This window comes from Nocardia vinacea, from assembly GCF_035920345.1.
GTDB classification, from domain to species: Bacteria; Actinomycetota; Actinomycetes; order Mycobacteriales; family Mycobacteriaceae; genus Nocardia; species Nocardia vinacea_A.
The window spans coordinates 354,251-371,359 of record NZ_CP109149.1 but is presented as its reverse complement, the minus strand read 5'-3'; the positions used below and the strand labels follow the sequence as shown (position 1 = coordinate 371,359).

Sequence of the window (17,109 nt, the reverse complement as noted above, 5' to 3'; positions counted from 1 at the left end):
ATAGCGGCACGGTATACCTTCAGGCTGATCGGCGTTGCAGGAACGCGGTCAGCGAGGCCGGTACGTCGTTGGTGTTCCAGTGCTGTTCGAAGTCGGCGAGTTCTCGGGCCAGTCCTTGGTTTTCGTCCATGGTGGTCAGGGTGTGCAGGAGGGCCTTGAACGCGGTTTGGGCCGGGCCGCCGGCTTCGGCCAGTTCGATCGCGGCGGCTCGTGCGCAGGCGTGCAGTTCCTCGGCGGGCACCACCGCGTGCAGCCAGCCGGTGGTGGCGAGCCGCTGGGCGGGGACCAGTTGTCCGGTCAGGGCCAGCCACCGCGCCGCGGAGTCGCCGATTTTGCGTGGCAGTCGCACGCTCGAGCCCGCGGCCGGGAGCAGGTTATTGCGGATGTGCCCGTCGCCGATCAGTGTCGTGTCGGCGGCGACGACCACGTCACAGGCCAGTGCCAGCTCCAGACCACCGGCCACAGCGTGGCCGTGCAAGGCGGCCACCACCGGCAGGCGGCTGGTCTCGAGCCGAGTGACCACGGCCGAGACCCGGCGCAGAAACTGCGTCGGCCCACCTGGGGTATCGGCCAGGCTCAGAAAGTACCGCAGGTCGGCGCCAGCGCAGAAGCTCTTGCCCGCTCCGGCGAGGACAAGGCACCGGGTGTGCGGATCTTGTTCGGCCTCGGTCACCGCGGCAGCCAGAGCATCGATCAGCTCGGGGTCCAATGCGTTGCGGCGGTGGGGGCGGTTGAGTGTCAGGGTGCGGATCGGACCGGTACGGGTAACCAGGACCGATGCGGGCAGGTTCATCGGGCACCCACGCCCAGGCCGGCGTCCTCGCGGCGCCGCTGCCGCAGCTGTGCGCGCTGGATCTTGCCGCTCGGCGTCTTGGGCAGGCTCTGCACGAAATGGATACGCCGCGGGTAGGCATGCGCGGCGTAGTTCTTCTTGACCCATTGCTGTAGCTGCTGGACGAGATCGTCGGAGACGGCGGCGCCGGGCGCGAGGACCACGAACGCCTCCACGACCTCGCCGCGCACCTCATCGGGACCAGCGACCACTGCGGCTTCGCTGATAGCGGGATGCTGCAGGAGCGTGGATTCGATGTCGAACGGGCCGATGCGGTAGCCGGCCATGATGATGACGTCGTCGTCGCGGGCGGAGAACCGGACGAGCCCCTCGGCGTCGATCGAGGCGATGTCACCGGTCAGGAAATAGGCGCCCCCGGCGCGGAATCGGTCGCTGCCGCGCCCTCCGACATAGCCGCGGAAGGTCATCAACGGACTGCCCGCGACCACGATCGCCAGCCGCCCGGTCTGACCGGACTCGACCGGTGCGTCGTCGTCCTCGCCCAGGACGGTGATCTCCCAGCCGGGCAGCGAAGTTCCCATCGCACCGGCCAGCACCGGCCGTCGCAGGCTGGGGTGGTGTGGGAAACCGATCGGCATGCCGAGTTCGGTCTGGCCGTAGTGATCGTGCACCTCGAGCCCGAGCGCGTCGCGAGCCCAGTCGTTGACCTCCTGGGTCAGCGGCTCCCCCGCGCTCGACAGCCGGCGCAGCGCGAGCCCTTGGGGAACTGGCAGGCCGGAGGCGCGCAGGCCGCGGTAGACCGTGGGCGCAGCGGTGTAATCGGTGACCGCGCGATCCTTCAACACCGTCCAGGTGTCGGTGGCCGAGAATCCGCCGCGCAGCAGCAGCGTCGGCACACCGGCCGCCAGGGGAGCCACGATCGCGGTGTAGAGCCCGTAAGCCCATCCCGGGTCGGCGCCGCACCAGAAAACGCTGTCGGGCGCGACGCCCAGACCGAACTCGAGGTAGCTCTGCCACCCGGCGGCATAGCGCACCGGATGCACCACACCCTTGGGTTTGCCGGTAGTACCTGAGGTGAACATGTGCACCAGCGCCCCGTCTCCACCGACCGGCGTCGAGCCGATGCCTTGCCACGAGGCCGCGACAAGGCGGGCGCTCAACCCGTCGGGGGAATCGGTACCAGCGACGATCAGCCTCCAGTCACCTGCGGGCACTTTCGCCCGCTGATCCTCATCGGCCACGACGAGCCTGACCTCGGCGTCGGTGAGGCGGGACCGGATCGCATCCTCGGCGAACGCGGTGAACAACGGCACATAGACCGCGCCCAAGCGCCAAATACCGAGCACGACCGCGACCAATTCGGCGCTCTTGCCCATCACGGTCGCGACCCGATCCCCGCGCCCCACACCGGCCGCGGACAGAACCGCGGCCGCTCGTCGCGACGCTTCGGCCAGCTCGCCGTAGGTGTAGTCGATCGCGGCCAAGTGCTCGTCGACGATCATCAGGGCTCGAGCCGATGCCGGATGACGGTCGCACAGCAACCAGGCCACATCCGCATCCGGCGTCCCGAATTGTTCGAGGAACTCACCGACACGTATTGCATAGTCAGGACTCACTACCGCTCCAATGTGGGTACGTTAAACAGTTCATTGGTACCCAAGAGAGTACCGTAGGAATGGTGACGGATAAAGCCCGCTGCTCGCAGCTGCCCGACGATGGGTGTGAAACACTCGATCTCATGCCTCGTACGGCCTCGGCGCGTCAAACGACGGTCAACACTCCCCGTAAGCGACGCGTTGATGTGGCGCGGCGTGACGACCTGCTGCGTCAGGTCCAGGAGATCTTTCTAAGCGAGGGTTTCACCACCATCACCATCGGCGAGCTCACCGAGCGCCTGCATTGCTCCAAGGCCACCCTCTACAGCGTCGCCGCGACCAAGGAACAGCTCGTGGTACTGGCGACCAAACAGTTCTTCGGCGAATCGGCCGAACGCATCGAAGCCGATGTGGCCACCCAGACCGACCCGCAGGCCAAGATCCTCGCGTACCTCGGCGGTATCGCGAATGCCATGCGGCGCAACTCGAATGCCTTCTACCAGGACATGGTCGCTTTCGCTCCCACCGCCGAGATCTACGCGCGCAACACCGCCCGCGCGGCCGAACGCGTCCATGAACTGATCGACGATGGGATACGGACAGGTCGTTTCCGCGCCACCGACGGCAGGTTCGCCTCCCAACTCGTCGCACTCGCCATCGAGGGAGTCCAGTCCGGCGTCCTGCTCGAGCGCACCGGCCTGTCGGCCGCGGACGCCTTCAACGAACTGGCGTCCCTACTGTTGAACGGGTTGCTCCACAGCCCTGACTGACCCGTTGCCGTGCACTGTCTGCCAGTATCGCTACGGCTTTCCAAGGGGTGTTCTCCCGTCTAGGCAGTCCAGGTCAGGGGCGGTGTCACGTCCAGGCAGTACCGCTCCGTCCATCCCGTATGTGCCCGTCTCGGCAAGGTCTCGGCAAGATCGCGGAGACAGGAAACCGCCCCATGACCTGGGCACAGTCGCAGCAGCACGCACTGGCGATCGGCGTCACCGATCCCGTCTGAGCCCGCACGCAGTCTCCGCGTTGGCTATGCACCCGTCTCGACGCGCGCGAAGACCGGGACATATTCATCGGATTCGGCCGGCCCGGACTTCGGGAATACTGCGCGTACTCGAAGTCCCTCTGCGACCGCGTCTCGGTCGATATCGACGAGTTGGGTCCACCACCACGGTCCCTCGTCCAGTTCGACCAAGCCGATCGTGAGCTCGAGCGGAGTATCCGAGCCGGCGACCCGTTGCGGAACGAACGCCCACGACACGACCCGCCCTCGCCCCGAAGCCTCGAACCACTCCAGATCAGTGTTACCCGCACTGTCCTGTACTGCCGACGGTGTCACGACCTCACCGGATACTACGGATCTACGCAATAGAAAGACGCCTCGCGCGGTTCCGTCGAAGAATTCCGCTGTAGCGGAATCGCGGACAACAGGCTGAATATGCATAGTCTGAGAACCCTCCACCGCTTTCCACCCCGCCGAATTCACGAGCCCACTATCAGGGTCGAGTGGTGGTCGAGGATTCCGCCATTGCCCGAGACCAAGATCAGCTCATACTGCTCTTGCTGCCGCGCACCGGCATGGCCCCGCGCCTGAAGGATCGCCTCGGACAACGGAGTCATACCCCACATGTAGTACGAAGATAGTTGTCCCCCACCGGTATTCAACTTCAGCTTGCCGTCCGGGCCGATGTTTCCCGGCGTCGACACGAACTCCCCGCCTTCGCCCTTGCCGCAGAAGCCGTAGTCCTCGAGGGTCACGAGAGCCGTATAGGTGTAGCAGTCGTAGATCTCGACGATATCGATGTCATCGGTGATGACGCCTGCCATCGCCATAGCGGCCGGTCCCGATTGTGCCGCACCGGTGACCAGCCCGAAGTCATCGTTGCGTCGCAACCTCGTACCGGGATGACTTTGTGCCCACCCGAGAACATGAACCGGGGGCTGCTTCAGGTCGCGGGCGCGTTCGACAGTGGTCACCACCACGGCAATCCCGCCATTCGATACCAGGCAGCAATCGAAGAGATGGAACGGATCGCTGACGATCCGCGAATGCTGATGGTCTTCGATGGTGATGGGCGAACGCATCTGCGCCAGTGGATTGAGCACCGCCCAATCACGCTGGGCAACGGCGATCGCACCGAGCTGCTCGGAGGTTGTTCCATATTCGAGCATGTGGCGCCGAGCGGCTAGGGAGTAGAGCACATTCGGGGTCACGGCGCCCGTCGATCGCTGGAGCCCCGCCCAACCTGAGTGGGTTCGGTGGCCGTCGGAATAGGCATGGCCGGAGCCCACTCCTTCCTGAAGTGGAGCGTCACCGAAGACGCACACGATGACCTCGGCCATCCCGGCCTCCACGGCCATCGACGCGACCTGAACCATTGCCCCGGCCGTCGATCCGAATGCCTGCATCTGGCTCAGCAATTTGAGATCCCGCAGGTTGAGATCGACCTGCAGCCCGAGGCCGACATCGTTGGCCACGCCCGCCGAAACAAGGATGCCGTCGACATCCGAAAGACGCAAACCGGCATCGGCTACCGCCAGCCGTGCAGCCTCCGCGGCGAATTGACTACTGCTTTTGCCGTACACCTTTCCCAGTTCGGTCATTCCGAGGCCGGCAATGGCCGGCGACCGCGAGGCGCGGGATCGTTGTTTCATCGTCCTGCCCAGTTCGGTGTCCGCTTTTCGACAAAGGCTCGAAGTCCCTCCTGCGCGTCCTGCGAGCGCCTCACTCGGGCTGCCTCGGCGCGGTTGCGCGCCCAATCGGCCTCGTCACGCTTTACACTCCCGTCGGTGATTCCGCCAGCAATCCGTTTGGTGGCCTGCACGGCCAGCGGAGCATTCGCCGCGATGACTTCGGCCAGCTCGAGTGCCACCGCAAGCACCTCGGCCTGTGGTACGACCCGCGTTATCAGCCCTAGCTCGAAGGCCCGCGAGGCCGAGATCTGCGCGCCGGTGAACGCCATCTCCAAGGCGACTTTGCGTGGAATCTGCTGCGCCAATCGGAACGCACCGCCGGCGGCCGCCACCAGACCGCGGCGCACCTCGGGAAGACCGAACTCGGCGGTGTCCGCCGCCACGACCAAGTCGCTGGCAAGGGCTAGTTCTGTTCCGCCGCCGAGAGCGAATCCGTTGACCGCTGCGATGGTCGGCTTACTGACGGGGTGATTGACATACCCGGCGAAACCCCAGCGAGCGCGGTGGCCCTGAGGATGAATGTCTTCCCCCGCCGCCAGCGCCTTGAGATCTGCTCCGGCGCAGAACGCGCGGTCGCCCGCACCGGTCAAAACAATTGCCCGCACCGCTGGATCGGTCTCGGCGGTGTCGAGCGCCTCGCCGATGGACTCGGCGACGACCCGGTTGACGCTGTTGCGGGCTTGTGGTCGATTGATCGTGATCAAGAGGACATTGCCACGCTGTTTAGTCAGGACATCACCGGTGTGCGGTTCGTGGCCGCCTCCGCTCGCATTCATTCGATACCCCTCATGCATCGCCGGTTTACTCCTTCAAGGCGTCCTCACGACAACCACTTCGAGACCACGGACCACCTTGACCCGTTCGTTCCCAGTACCCGCCGAACCCTTCGTCCGCCTACCGCGCCCGGGAAAGTGACACCACCTCGACGCAGCCCTGCAATGGGACTACCCACAATACTGACATATTTAGTCCAAATTAGGAAGTGATTGGCTCATCTGCTGGGAATCCGCCACCCGGCGCTCTACTCCGAGTACCAACGCCCCGTGAAAGACGGCGCCGTTCTGGCTTTGAAGGCTTTCATGCCGATCTCGATGTCCTCGCCGGCGAAGTTCACTGCTTGCGCGATCGCCTCCGCCTCGAGACTGCTTGCGAAATCCGCGCCCGCCGCCTGGTGCAGGAGAGACTTGGTCAACGACAGCGCGACCGGCGGACCGGCCGCCAGGCGCGCGGCGAGCGACTCGACGACAGAATCGAGCTCTTCGGGCTCGACCACCTGGGTGGCCAGCCCCAATCGTTCCACCTCGGCCGCGCCGAGAAGATCGCCGGTCATCATCAACAACTTCGCCTTCTGCATCCCGATCAGACGCGGCAGAAGCCACGAACCGCCAACGTCGACGGACAACCCCCGCCGCGGAAAGACCTGCGCGAACGTAGCGTTACTCGAGCAGATGACGAAATCGCAGCACAACGCGAGGTTCCATCCGCCCCCGATCGCCGGGCCCGACACCTTCGCGATCGTCGGCTTCGGAAAGTCGTGCAGTGCCACCGCCGTGGCGGAGATTATCCGCATGCGGTCCAGCGGATGCGCCGGACCGTCAGCTCCCAACTGACCGCCGGAGGAGAACACCCCGCCAGCACCTGTCAGAACCACCGCACGCACGCTCGTATCGTGCTTCGCGTCCCCGAGCGCGGAAGCAAGACGACGCCACTGCTCGGCATCGAGCGCGTTCCGCACTGCGGGCCTGTTCATGGTCAGAGTGAGGACTCCGTCGACCTGCTCGACTTCCAGTTGGCTCGACGTCGGACTGTTCGGCTGGGCCATAAGACTGCCTCTCGATAGGTGGCTTTCGCATAAGTCGGTGGGGCTGGAGGGCCAAAACCCGACATCAGCCTATTCTGGACGAAACTTATCGGAAATATACCCCGCGCGCCTGCGATCGCCGCATGGGGCTGAGCGGACGGCTTCGCCATCACCGCGAATCACGGTATGGTGCAAGCTATGACGTCATCGTCGCGCGCCGTCGGACGACCACGGGTACCCAATTTGGACGAGCGAGTCCTGGATGCCGCTCGGACGGTGTACGGCGACCGCGGATGGAGCGGTTTCACCGTGGACGAAGTCGCAAAACGAGCCGGTGTGGGTAAGGGTTCACTTTACCTACGCTGGCCCAACAAGGCGGCGTTGCTGGTCGACGCGGTTCGCTCGGCCGCCCCATCGGTCGGAAACATCAACCTCGGCAACCTCGAGCTGGACCTCCGGGAGTTCGCCAGGCAGTGGATGGCGTTCGCGCAGAGCATCGAAGGATTGATGACCAGCCGCCTTTTGATGGACCGGCAGTCCAACAAGGAGCTGGCGGAGGTCATCGGTGAACTCGACTATCCGGACTACATTCGCGCGACCCGAGCCCTGGTCCGGCGCGCGGTCGAGCGTGGCGAGATCGACCCCGGCATCACCCCCACCCTCATCGCCGATCTCGTCGCAGGTGCGATCACCACCCACGTCCGCAGCACACCTGCGGGACTGGCCAAGATCGCCCACACAGAGAGTTATTTGACACAACTCGTGGACACCGTGTTACGAGGCGTGGACTATCGAAGTCCCTCCCCCGAAGACACCCCGTCGTCTTGACCCCGCGAGGTGAGCGCAAGGGTCGTCATCTCGTCGACGTGGGAGTGGAGTTCGTCCCGCTCAGCGTACGTTACTGCGGACTCACCACGGATCGGGCGATGTTTTGGTTGGGCCGTGCCACCGACGCGTTCGACATGGCCGATGGACTCGTCTCACGATCGCGTCGCGACGGTGACTGCCGGGCGTTGTCGCAAGAGTTCACGCTCGCCCCATAGACGGAGCGGCCTGTTCAGCTGCGGCAAAGCTCGAAGATCTCGAGAGCTGCCGCGTCGACGTTGCCCACTTGTGGGAAAATGCGATATCCACAATACTGACTAATATTGTCCATATTGCGATCTATCCAGCCACGGTGAGCCGTTGCCCGGCAGGACCTCACTCGACAAGCACGGAGGTATGAACATGCAGGTGTCTCTCGAGGGGAAGGTTGCGCTGGTGACCGGATCGGGACGGGGTATCGGAGCCGCCATTGCCGCTCAGCTGGCACATTCCGGTGCCGAAGTGGCCGTCTGCGACCTGGAGAGTGACCGCGCGGATGCCGTGGCGCAGAACCTGTCGGAGCAGGGGCTGGGTGCGCACGGGTTCACCTGCGATGTGACTTCACCAGAGGCGGTGTCGGCACTGACGCGCAGCGTCACCGCCGAACTCGGTCCTATCGACATCGTGGTGAACAACGTGGGATGGGCAGGCGACGATCCGTTCGTCTCACTGAGCGTGGAGCAGATCCGCAATCTGGTCGATGTGAATCTGATGTCGACAATATTCGTCTGCCACGAAGTCGGCGCAACCATGATCGAACGTGGCGCCGGCCGAATCATCAACATCGCCAGCGACGCCGGCCGGGTCGGCAGTGGCGGACAGGCCGTCTACGCCGCGACGAAGGGCGGAGTCATCGCCTTCACCAAATCCTTGGCCCGAGAGTGGGCCAAGCGCGGCATCACGGCGAACTGCGTATCCCCCGGCGCCACCGACACGCCTCTGTGGGTCGACGACACATCCGACCGCATCAAGTCCATGCTGTTGTCCACCATCCCCCTCAAACGAGTCGGCCGGACCGACGAAATCGCCACGGCGGTCACGTTTCTCGTCTCCGATCAAGCCAGCTATATCACCGGTCAGGTACTCAGCGTCAACGGCGGCTTGACCATGGTCGACTGACCCACGCCCGACGCCGGGCGGCAAGCGCACAAGTTTTGCGTGGACATCTGCGAAACGAAGGTAAAAGTCAATACTGACGACTATTGTCCATATAGGGGGCGGTGCAAACGAGGAAAGGTCCGTACTCATGTCCGCGGAAGACAAACTCGCCATAATCGAGCTGAACCATCGCTACGCCTATCTCATCGACACCGGCGAACCCGCCCGCTGGGCGGCCGAAGTGTTCACCGAGGATTGCTTTTTCGATGAGCGCCAGTTCGGCTTCGGTCTCCATGAGGGCCGCCAGCAAATCGCGTCCTACGGGAACGAACTGATGGCAACGGCGGAACACGTCGTTCACCACATGACCAACCATGTGATCACCGTCCACTCGGAGACTGACGCCACAGGGGTTGCGTTCTGCATCTGCGAGGCACAGCACGCCGGTGGCGGTCCGCGGCTGCGTTTCAATGTCATTTACGAAGATGAGTACCGGAAAGTCGACTCCGCGTGGCTGATTTCCAGAAGGGTGCTCGTCAAGACCTTCGAACCGGAGCAGGTCGAGCCGGTCTCGGAATCCGCGGCCTAGTCCGAAGGCTCGGCGGGTCCTGGATCCACGGGATCCATAGGACTCGGCTCGCGGAAAGCGGACCCGTTGAACCAAGGCCGACCGGGCGGAACGAACAGCCGAACCGGCTCGTTCGCGTGCCCGGTCAGCCATCGTCGAACAGGTGAGTTTCGAGCCGTCGTCACAACCCACCGCCTGAAACCGTCGCGACCAAGGAACAGTCGGTGGTGCCGGCCACGAAACAGTTCTTCGCGGAGTCGGCCGTAGGGATCAAAGTCGAGGTGGTCGGGGAAACCGATCGACCAGCTCCCCGACAATCAAGCGCGCAGTGAGTCCTTTGTTCGCGTGCGGCGATGTAATTATCGATCGTGCCCTGCTGGAAAGCGTCGTACCAGCTGGCGATGTTCAGCGATGGAACCAGGACTTCCCCGTGCCGGTCGGCGACTCGGGCCTCGGCGATCGTCGCGGGTTCACGCAACCTGCGCTCCAGTCCGGTGTCGGGCAAGCCTGTGCGGGCCACAGCCGGCGACGCGCCCGATGGCAACTCCCAGTACGTCGCTTCAGCGATGCGATCAAAATCATTGACGCTGACGCCCAGCTTCTCGAGCAATTTCCTCGGGATCAGTGGCGATCTTCGGATAGTGCACGAGCGTTTGCCCGGTCATCAAATCCCGCCCTTTCACGGGTGAGTGACTCACCCAACTACCGCCGCACCGGATCCACGACAAGGTCGCTGTCGGGCAGAGACGACGAGAATGCTTGCGACGAAGTAGCCCAAATCAAGATCAATACGACGTACGCGCGGCCGGGAGACGTACAGGCTGGCGTCCGCGAGAAATAATCCAGCCCGGTGTCGGAGCCCATGTCTATTTCGTGATCGCGCCGCCGTCGACGCGCATCGAGCTTCCGGTAATGCGCGCCGCCGCGTCGGAGACCAAGAACATGACCATTCCCGTCACGTCTTCCGGCTCCAACCAAGGGAACGGCAGTGATTGCATCTCCGCGTAGGCGCCGGCGACGGCGTCCAAGGTGCCATCGGTGGCGCCCGCGGGATCGAACAACGCAATTGTGGCCGGGTTGTCGATCATGGGCGTTCTGACCGAAGTGGGTAGCACCGCGTTGACGCGAATGTTGAACGGCCCCAACTCATTCGCCATACTCTTCATCAGACCGATGACCCCGTGCTTGGACGCCACGTAATGCGCGAGGTTGGCCAAGCCCACCTCGCCCCCGATGGAACTGGTGATCACGATCGCCCCGCCGTCCTCGTTGCGCTTCAAATGCGGGACAACCGCACGCGCCGTGAAGAACACTCCACTGAGGTTGACCGCGATCACCTGATTCCAGGCATCTTCGGAGATATCTTCGATCGGGCCCATCGTCTGAATGCCCGCGTTGGCTACCACGATATCCAGGCGACCCAGCTCAGCTACCGCGGCGTCGATCACGTTCTGCTGGGCGGACATGTCGCGAACGTCGACCTTTCGCGCAACCACGCGCCGGCCGAATTTCCGGATTTGTTGTGCGGTTTCGTCGAGTTCCGATTCGGTCGACAGCGGGTACGGAACCACGGCGATATCCGAACAGATATCGACCGCGATGATATCGGCGCCTTCCGCCGCCAGGGCGAGTGCGTGGCTTCGCCCTTGTCCTCGTGCGGCACCGGTAACCAAAGCAACCTTGCCACGGTGCTTTCCCATGTCTGATTCCTTGCTCGGATTTGCGGTCATACCACTGTCCAACCGCCATCGATGACGAGCGTTTGCCCGGTCATGTAGGACGACGCGTCGCTGGCAAGGAACACCAGGGCGCCGTTGAGTTCGTCTTCGCGTCCCCCGCGCCGCATCGGCATGCGACGGAACCGGCGTTCGCCGGCGCTGCTGGCGAACAGTTCTTCGGTGAGCTCGCTCGGAAAGTACCCCGGCGCCAGGGCATTGACCCGGATGCCGCGATCGGCCCACTGAGCAGCGAGTTCGCGAGTCAGACTGGTCACCGCTCCCTTGCTGGCACAGTATCCCGCCTGCGGAATCGACCAGCTGGCCACGAAGCTGTTGATAGAAGCGATGTTGATAATGGTTCCCCGCCCCTGTTCCAGCATGTGTCTGCCAGCAAGGTGACACAGGCGGTAGAGCGCGACCAGATTGACGTCCAGTACTTTGCTGAACGTTTCGACATCCTCGTCTTCAGCCGGCTGAATCGAGGTTATGCCGGCGTTGTTGACAACGATGTCGATCGCGCCGCGCCATTCGAGGGTGCGGTCGAGGACATCCTGGACCTGGTCTTCCTTCGTTACGTCCGCCGATACGGCGCGTATGCGCTCGGGATATTTGTCGACCAGGGCAAGGAGTTGCTCGGTACGACGAGCCACGACGACGACGTATGCACCGCGTTCGGCCATCGCGGTGGCGAATTGCCGACCGAGCCCCGAGCTTGCCCCGGTGACAATCGCTACTTTGTCGCTGATGTCGAACAGGGGGTCGGCGATTCGAGGCTCAATTGGTGTGGAATTTTCCATTGGCAAATATCTCCTGGATTTGTCGGTCGCGCATTCCGTGGACCGACGGGATTCCCGGTTGCTCGCGACAGAGTTCTCGAAGGCTCGAATGCGTTGCACGATGAGCACCTCCTGATAATGGATTCGACTTGTGACTGACTCACCGGATCAGGAGGTGCTCATCGCAAGACGGACCTGCTCACCTTCCGGAATCGGGATCACCGACTCCTTGGGCCCACTTCGCGAAGCGCACCGCAGGCGAGTTCGGTCCGAAATCGGGGTCGCGGCGATCGACTGCTGTCAGGCGCGCTTGCCGAGTGCGCCGAAGGCCTCGTAGGCAAGCCCCAGTCCCAAAAGTTCGAGAACCTGCTTCTTGAGGGGCTGGACCATGAGGGCACGGGTGAAGCGAAGCGTCGTATCCGATTTCGCGGCAACGCCCCGCGCAATCTCGCGTGCGCGATCGAGCACCTGATCCTGGGGAACAACCTCTTTGACGAGGCCCCAGCGAAGAGCTTCCTCGGCCGTGATGGCCTCACCGGAGAGCATGTAGGAGCGCGCGCGGTTGATTCCGAGCAGCATGGTCGTCCAGATGTGGGAGCCGTCGCCCGGTGCCATATCCTCGAACTCGAAATGTCCCGAGTCTTCGAACGAAGCGGTGTCCGAGGCGATGATGATGTCGGAGAACAACGGGATCTCGCAGTGTCGGCGTGCAGGGCCGTTCACTGCCGCGATCACTGGGACCTGAATGTCCAGCAGGGCGCTGACCAGTTCCCGGTGGTCCGTCCATGCATCCTGCTCCCAGACGGAATACTCCTGAGAAAAATCAGGGATCACCGTCATGATTTGGCCACTGTCGGCCGTCGGCCGCGGACCGATGAACTCTTCTCCGGTTCCAGTGATGATCACGACGCGGTTTCCGCGATCGAGCGCGATCTCCCGGAAAGCTTGGGTCAATTCACGGTGCGCGGGAACCAACAGCTGCAACGAGTCGCCGTCGGTTTGGAGTTGCATCTCGAGGATGCCATTCTCATCGCGCGAGAACTTGAAGTTCTTGTACTTGTCGCGGTAGTCATCGAGTACTGTCATTCCGGCCATCTCCTGTGGGGTTTCCCGAGTTTTCAACTTCTACGGGCTTGTTTTCAGCGGGCTACGCCAAATTCTCGAGCGTTTCTCGCAGAATCTTCTTGTCGAATTTTCCTGTGCTGTTCCGCGGAATGCTTTCGACAAGACGGAATTCTTCCGGGATCCACCACTTCGCAACGCGATCCGTCAGGTAGTCGCGTAGCTCGTCGGCGCCGACCGCTCCGTCGGTCACGACAAACGCGGCAGGGCGCTCGCCCCAACGGTCATCCGGCCGTCCGACGACGGCGGCCTCGTAAACCGACGGGTGAGCCATCAGCTCCGACTCCAGGTCCAACGAACTGATCCACTCGCCGCCGGACTTGATCGCGTCCTTGAGCCGATCGGTGATCCGTACCCACCCGTTCGCATCGATGGTCCCGACGTCCCCGGTCCGCAACCAGCCGTCATGAAACTTGTCCGCGCCGACATCCGGGCCGAGATACGAGCCGGCGACCATGGGTCCACGAATCTCCAACTCGCCCATGGTGATTCCATCTCGGGGCAGCTCCGTGCCGTCGTCGGCGACCGCACGCATCTCGTACAGGGGCGAGATGCGTCCCGCCGATGCGCGCGCCCGCCACCCCGCGTCGGTGTCGACCATGGCAGCCGGCGCGACCATGGTGGCTCCCGGGAAGACCTCGGTCATACCCCACCCCTGAACGAAGCCGATCCCGAGGGCGCCGTAGGCGCGCATGAGTGCTTCCGGAACCGCGGTCCCGCCGCCGACGATTGTCTGCAGACTCGACAGGTCGACCGGTGCACCTGCCGATGCGCGCTCCTGGACGACCCGCAGCAGGTCCATCCACACCGTGGGGACCCCGCCGGCCCAGGTCACGCGATGCTCGGAGATCAGCTCGGCGACCGCCTCGGGGGCGAGGTTCGGCCCGGGCAAGACCATGTCGGCGCCGGTGAGGCCACAGATGAAGGGCAGGCCCCATCCCAGCGCATGGAAGAGCGGGACCAGGCCGAGGACGACGTCCCCGTTACCGATCCGGAAGACATCACGGCCTGCCATGGACAAGGCATGCAGCACGATCGACCGATGGGAGTACAGGACGCCCTTCGGGTTCCCCGTCGTACCGGAGGTGTAGCAGAGAGCCGCAGCGGCCCGCTCATCGACGTCAACCGGCGACATCGGAATGCCCACCTGCGCGATCAGGTCCTCGAAACCGGCCTCGCCGGGAGCGAGGTCATCGGCGGCCGCACCGATGACCACGACGTACCGCAGGTGCGGCATCCGGTGTCGCAGACGATCAATCTGCGCTCGGAAAGTGGACTCGACGATCAGCACGGCGTCGTGCGCGTGGTTGATCGTGTACACCAGCTGGTCCTCATGCAAGCGCGGGTTGGCCGTGTGCAATACCGCCCCCATACCCATCACCGCGTAGTAGATCTCGAGGTGCTCCCGCGTGTTCCACGCCAGACTGCCGACCCGATCCCCTGGCTTCACGCCCAACTGCACCAACGCCGCCGCGAGTCGCTCCGAACGATCCAGCACCTCGCAGAAGGTGCTCGACTGTGCAGGCCCGCCAGGGCACCTCGCCGACCTCGAGATCACTCTCGACCCGTGATGGATGGTGCGCATACGCCGCAGCAGCAGCGCGACGTTCAGGTCGACGTCCATCATGAGTCCGGGCAGCGGCAACTGCTCTGGTGCGTTCATTGCTTGACCGAAGCTGCCGCGCGTCGGCGGGCCCGAGCCTCGAGCGCCTCGTTGAGCAAACGCTGGTGGTCGGGCGACACCGCGGACACGCGCTCGGCCTGAAAACCCAGATCCAGCGTCACGCTCGACAGCATGTGCAAGATCGCGTTGAGCGCCTTCTTCGTGCCTTGCACCGCAACATACGGCGAGCCGGCCATCCGCTCGGCCAACTCCATTGCCCGCGGCACAACCTCGTCCACCGGACACGCCTCGGTGATCAGCCCCCATTCCGCGGCCACCCGGCCCACCACCGGGTCGCCGGTGAGCAGATACCGCTTGGCACGTGCCATGCCGACCAGAATCGGCCACATCATCGCCCCGCCGTCGCCGGCGACAAGACCGATCGCCACATGCGGATCCGACAACCGGGCCTCCTCGGCCACGATGCTGAAATCGCTCATCAACGCCATCGTGAAGCCATAACCCGCCGCGGCACCATTGACCGCCGCGATCACCGGCTGAGGCACATTCAACAGATCATCAACAATCTTTTTTGCCTCGAAAAACGTGGTTTCCCTCGTCACCGGTGTCTCCCCCGCGATCCAGTCCAAATCGCCACCGGCGCAGAACGCACGTCCCGAACCGGTCAACACCACCGCCCGCACCCGACGGTCCATGCCGATATCGGCGAAAACGGTCGACAATTCACGATGAAACTCGGCGTCGATCGCATTCAACTTCTCGGCAAGCAGGAACGTCACCGTGAGCACGCCAGTGCTCGACAGATCGAACGCCATAGTCCGATATTTCTCATACATCGCCAGTCACTCCTTACAACGTCGAACAACAACGACCTCGACCGGGCGCCACGCCGGACCACACGAACGCGATGCGTCGCCACGGGACCATCCCGGCGAAAGCCGGCCATTCCAGCAGAGCCATCCCAGAGACGTGACCCCAGTCATACTGACATAATTTGTCCAAAATAAGAAGTAGGCAACGCCCTCGCTTCGATGTCCCTTCGGCGCAATCACCAGATACGCTCCGTCGTCGTTGCCACGGCGCTGTATGGCTTCGATAAAGTCGGACGTTGGCCGTTATGGCTCGCCGGGCCGACGGGGGGAACGGGTTCTGCATGACGGTGCAACGGTGTGGGAGCGCGGTGCGCGGATTCGTAGTCGTCGAGGCCGATCAGCTCGTGGCCCATGCGGTCGCGTTTGGTCCGCAGGTAGGTAAGGTTCTCGGCGTTGGCGCGTAACGGCATCGGCACACGCTTGGTGACGTGGAGGCCGTAACCCTCGAGCCCGGCGCGCTTGTCCGGATTGTTCGTCAGCAACCGCATAGACGAAATTCCCAGGTCGACGAGAATCTGCGCACCGATGCCGTAGTCGCGGGAATCGGCAGGCAACCCGAGTTGCAGGTTCGCGTCGACGGTATCGGCTCCTGCGTCCTGCAGCTGGTAGGCCTGCAACTTGTGCAGTAGTCCGATCCCGCGGCCCTCGTGGCCGCGCATATACAGCACAACCCCTCGGCCTTCCCGCGCGACCATCTCGAGTGCGGCGTCGAGTTGAGGACCACAGTCGCAGCGCAACGACCCGAACACGTCACCCGTGAGACATTCCGAATGGACTCGGACAAGCACGTCACTTACTTCGCGGTCCGGGCAGGCGAGGTCTCCGCAGACCAAGGCGACATGCTCGACGTCGTCGTACATACTTCGGTAACCCACCGCCCGGAACGGGCCGTGAGCAGTCGGAATACGCGCGTCAGCGACGCGCACCACGAGCTTCTCGTGCTTGCGGCGCCATGCGATGAGGTCGGCGATCGAGATGAGCGCAAGTCCGTGGTCGTCGGCGAAGGCCCGGAGCTCGTCGGTGCGGGCCATCGCGCCGGGCTCCTTCTGACTCACGATCTCGCAGATGACGCCCGCCGGCCGCAGATCAGCCATCCGGGCCAGATCGACAGCGGCTTCCGTGTGGCCAGGACGGCGCAGTACACCCCCTTCTCGAGCGCGCACGGGCACTACGTGGCCAGGCCGGGTGAAGTCGCCGGCGCCAGTGGTGGGGTCGGCGAGCAGGCGCATGGTCGCGGCTCGGTCGGTTGCGGAGATCCCGGTTCCGATTCCCTCGCGCGCATCGACCGTGACCGTATACGCGGTACCGTGTTTGTCCTGGTTGATGGCATACATCGGGGGCAGGCCGAGGCGGTCGCAGTCATCGCCGGCCATCGGCACACACAGATATCCGGATGTGTGGCGAACCATGAACGCCACAAGTTCGGGTGTCGCTTTCTCAGCGGCGAAGATCAGATCGCCCTCGTTCTCACGATCCTCGTCATCGACCACCACCACGGGTTTGCCCGCGGCGATATCGGCGACCGCACGCTCGATACCGTCGAATCTCGTCACGTCATCTGCTCCATACTCTCGTTCCGCGTCCGGT

The 17,109-nt window shown here is 63.7% G+C and carries 17 protein-coding genes; 4 read left to right on the top strand and 13 right to left on the bottom strand.

Annotated elements, in window-relative coordinates; genetic code table 11:
- Positions 1 to 19 precede the first annotated feature (19 nt).
- Complete coding sequence (locus OIE68_RS01670) at positions 20 to 793, bottom strand: enoyl-CoA hydratase/isomerase family protein (RefSeq protein WP_327097615.1); 774 nt, start codon at positions 791 to 793, stop codon at positions 20 to 22.
- Complete coding sequence (locus OIE68_RS01665; protein WP_327097614.1) at positions 790 to 2,409, bottom strand: AMP-binding protein; 1,620 nt, start codon at positions 2,407 to 2,409, stop codon at positions 790 to 792. The genes OIE68_RS01670 and OIE68_RS01665 overlap by 4 nt, the downstream gene beginning before the upstream one ends.
- 122 nt (positions 2,410 to 2,531) lie before the next feature.
- Between OIE68_RS01665 and OIE68_RS01660 the strand changes: the two genes are divergently transcribed.
- Positions 2,532 to 3,158 carry a TetR/AcrR family transcriptional regulator gene (locus OIE68_RS01660; protein ID WP_327097613.1) on the top strand — a complete coding sequence of 209 codons (627 nt, stop codon included), beginning with the start codon at positions 2,532 to 2,534 and terminating at the stop codon, positions 3,156 to 3,158.
- A 257-nt stretch (positions 3,159 to 3,415) separates the two neighbouring features.
- Here the strand turns inward: OIE68_RS01660 and OIE68_RS01655 are convergent, their stop codons facing one another.
- The 4 genes from OIE68_RS01655 to OIE68_RS01640 all read right to left on the bottom strand — a co-directional run bounded on the left by OIE68_RS01655 (position 3,416) and on the right by OIE68_RS01640 (position 6,901).
- Positions 3,416 to 3,724 (bottom strand): OB-fold domain-containing protein, encoded by a 309-nt coding sequence (locus OIE68_RS01655; RefSeq protein ID WP_327097612.1) that lies wholly within the window; start codon positions 3,722 to 3,724, stop codon positions 3,416 to 3,418.
- A gap of 143 nt (positions 3,725 to 3,867) precedes the next feature.
- Positions 3,868 to 4,989: a thiolase family protein gene (locus OIE68_RS01650; RefSeq protein WP_327097611.1), complete on the bottom strand. Its 1,122-nt coding sequence runs from the start codon at positions 4,987 to 4,989 to the stop codon at positions 3,868 to 3,870.
- Between the two features lie 47 nt (positions 4,990 to 5,036).
- Positions 5,037 to 5,855 carry a crotonase/enoyl-CoA hydratase family protein gene (locus tag OIE68_RS01645; protein WP_327097610.1) on the bottom strand — a complete coding sequence of 273 codons (819 nt, stop codon included), beginning with the start codon at positions 5,853 to 5,855 and terminating at the stop codon, positions 5,037 to 5,039.
- A gap of 245 nt (positions 5,856 to 6,100) precedes the next feature.
- Positions 6,101 to 6,901, bottom strand: a complete 801-nt coding sequence (locus tag OIE68_RS01640; RefSeq protein ID WP_327097609.1) for an enoyl-CoA hydratase/isomerase family protein — start codon at positions 6,899 to 6,901, stop codon at positions 6,101 to 6,103.
- A 177-nt stretch (positions 6,902 to 7,078) separates the two neighbouring features.
- Between OIE68_RS01640 and OIE68_RS01635 the strand changes: the two genes are divergently transcribed.
- From OIE68_RS01635 to OIE68_RS01625, 3 genes are all read left to right on the top strand, one after another.
- Positions 7,079 to 7,708 (top strand): TetR/AcrR family transcriptional regulator, encoded by a 630-nt coding sequence (locus OIE68_RS01635; RefSeq protein WP_327097608.1) that lies wholly within the window; start codon positions 7,079 to 7,081, stop codon positions 7,706 to 7,708.
- A 399-nt stretch (positions 7,709 to 8,107) separates the two neighbouring features.
- Positions 8,108 to 8,863, top strand: a complete 756-nt coding sequence (locus tag OIE68_RS01630; protein WP_327097607.1) for an SDR family NAD(P)-dependent oxidoreductase — start codon at positions 8,108 to 8,110, stop codon at positions 8,861 to 8,863.
- 127 nt (positions 8,864 to 8,990) lie between these two features.
- The gene (locus OIE68_RS01625) at positions 8,991 to 9,431 is read left to right on the top strand and encodes a nuclear transport factor 2 family protein (RefSeq protein ID WP_327097606.1); all 441 of its coding nucleotides are present in this window, start codon (positions 8,991 to 8,993) and stop codon (positions 9,429 to 9,431) included.
- Between the two features lie 160 nt (positions 9,432 to 9,591).
- On the opposite strand, the gene OIE68_RS01620 is transcribed toward OIE68_RS01625, so the two are convergent.
- The 7 genes from OIE68_RS01620 to OIE68_RS01590 all read right to left on the bottom strand — a co-directional run bounded on the left by OIE68_RS01620 (position 9,592) and on the right by OIE68_RS01590 (position 17,075).
- Entirely contained in the window at positions 9,592 to 10,020 is a 429-nt protein-coding gene (locus OIE68_RS01620) for a hypothetical protein (protein WP_327097605.1), read from the bottom strand.
- A 256-nt stretch (positions 10,021 to 10,276) separates the two neighbouring features.
- A complete protein-coding gene (locus tag OIE68_RS01615) occupies positions 10,277 to 11,110 on the bottom strand; it encodes a mycofactocin-coupled SDR family oxidoreductase (RefSeq protein ID WP_327097604.1) in 834 nt (277 codons plus the stop codon).
- Positions 11,111 to 11,136: 26 nt separating this feature from the next.
- Positions 11,137 to 11,925, bottom strand: coding sequence for a glucose 1-dehydrogenase (locus tag OIE68_RS01610; protein ID WP_327097603.1), 789 nt, complete (start codon positions 11,923 to 11,925; stop codon positions 11,137 to 11,139).
- Between the two features lie 279 nt (positions 11,926 to 12,204).
- Complete coding sequence (locus tag OIE68_RS01605; RefSeq protein WP_327097602.1) at positions 12,205 to 12,990, bottom strand: enoyl-CoA hydratase/isomerase family protein; 786 nt, start codon at positions 12,988 to 12,990, stop codon at positions 12,205 to 12,207.
- 61 nt (positions 12,991 to 13,051) lie between these two features.
- Positions 13,052 to 14,689, bottom strand: a complete 1,638-nt coding sequence (locus OIE68_RS01600) for a long-chain-fatty-acid--CoA ligase (protein WP_327097601.1) — start codon at positions 14,687 to 14,689, stop codon at positions 13,052 to 13,054.
- Positions 14,686 to 15,486: an enoyl-CoA hydratase/isomerase family protein gene (locus tag OIE68_RS01595; RefSeq protein WP_327097600.1), complete on the bottom strand. Its 801-nt coding sequence runs from the start codon at positions 15,484 to 15,486 to the stop codon at positions 14,686 to 14,688. Before OIE68_RS01595 ends, OIE68_RS01600 begins: the two co-directional genes overlap by 4 nt.
- A 212-nt stretch (positions 15,487 to 15,698) precedes the next feature.
- Complete coding sequence (locus tag OIE68_RS01590) at positions 15,699 to 17,075, bottom strand: bifunctional 3,4-dihydroxy-2-butanone-4-phosphate synthase/GTP cyclohydrolase II (protein ID WP_327097599.1); 1,377 nt, start codon at positions 17,073 to 17,075, stop codon at positions 15,699 to 15,701.
- Positions 17,076 to 17,109 lie beyond the last annotated feature (34 nt).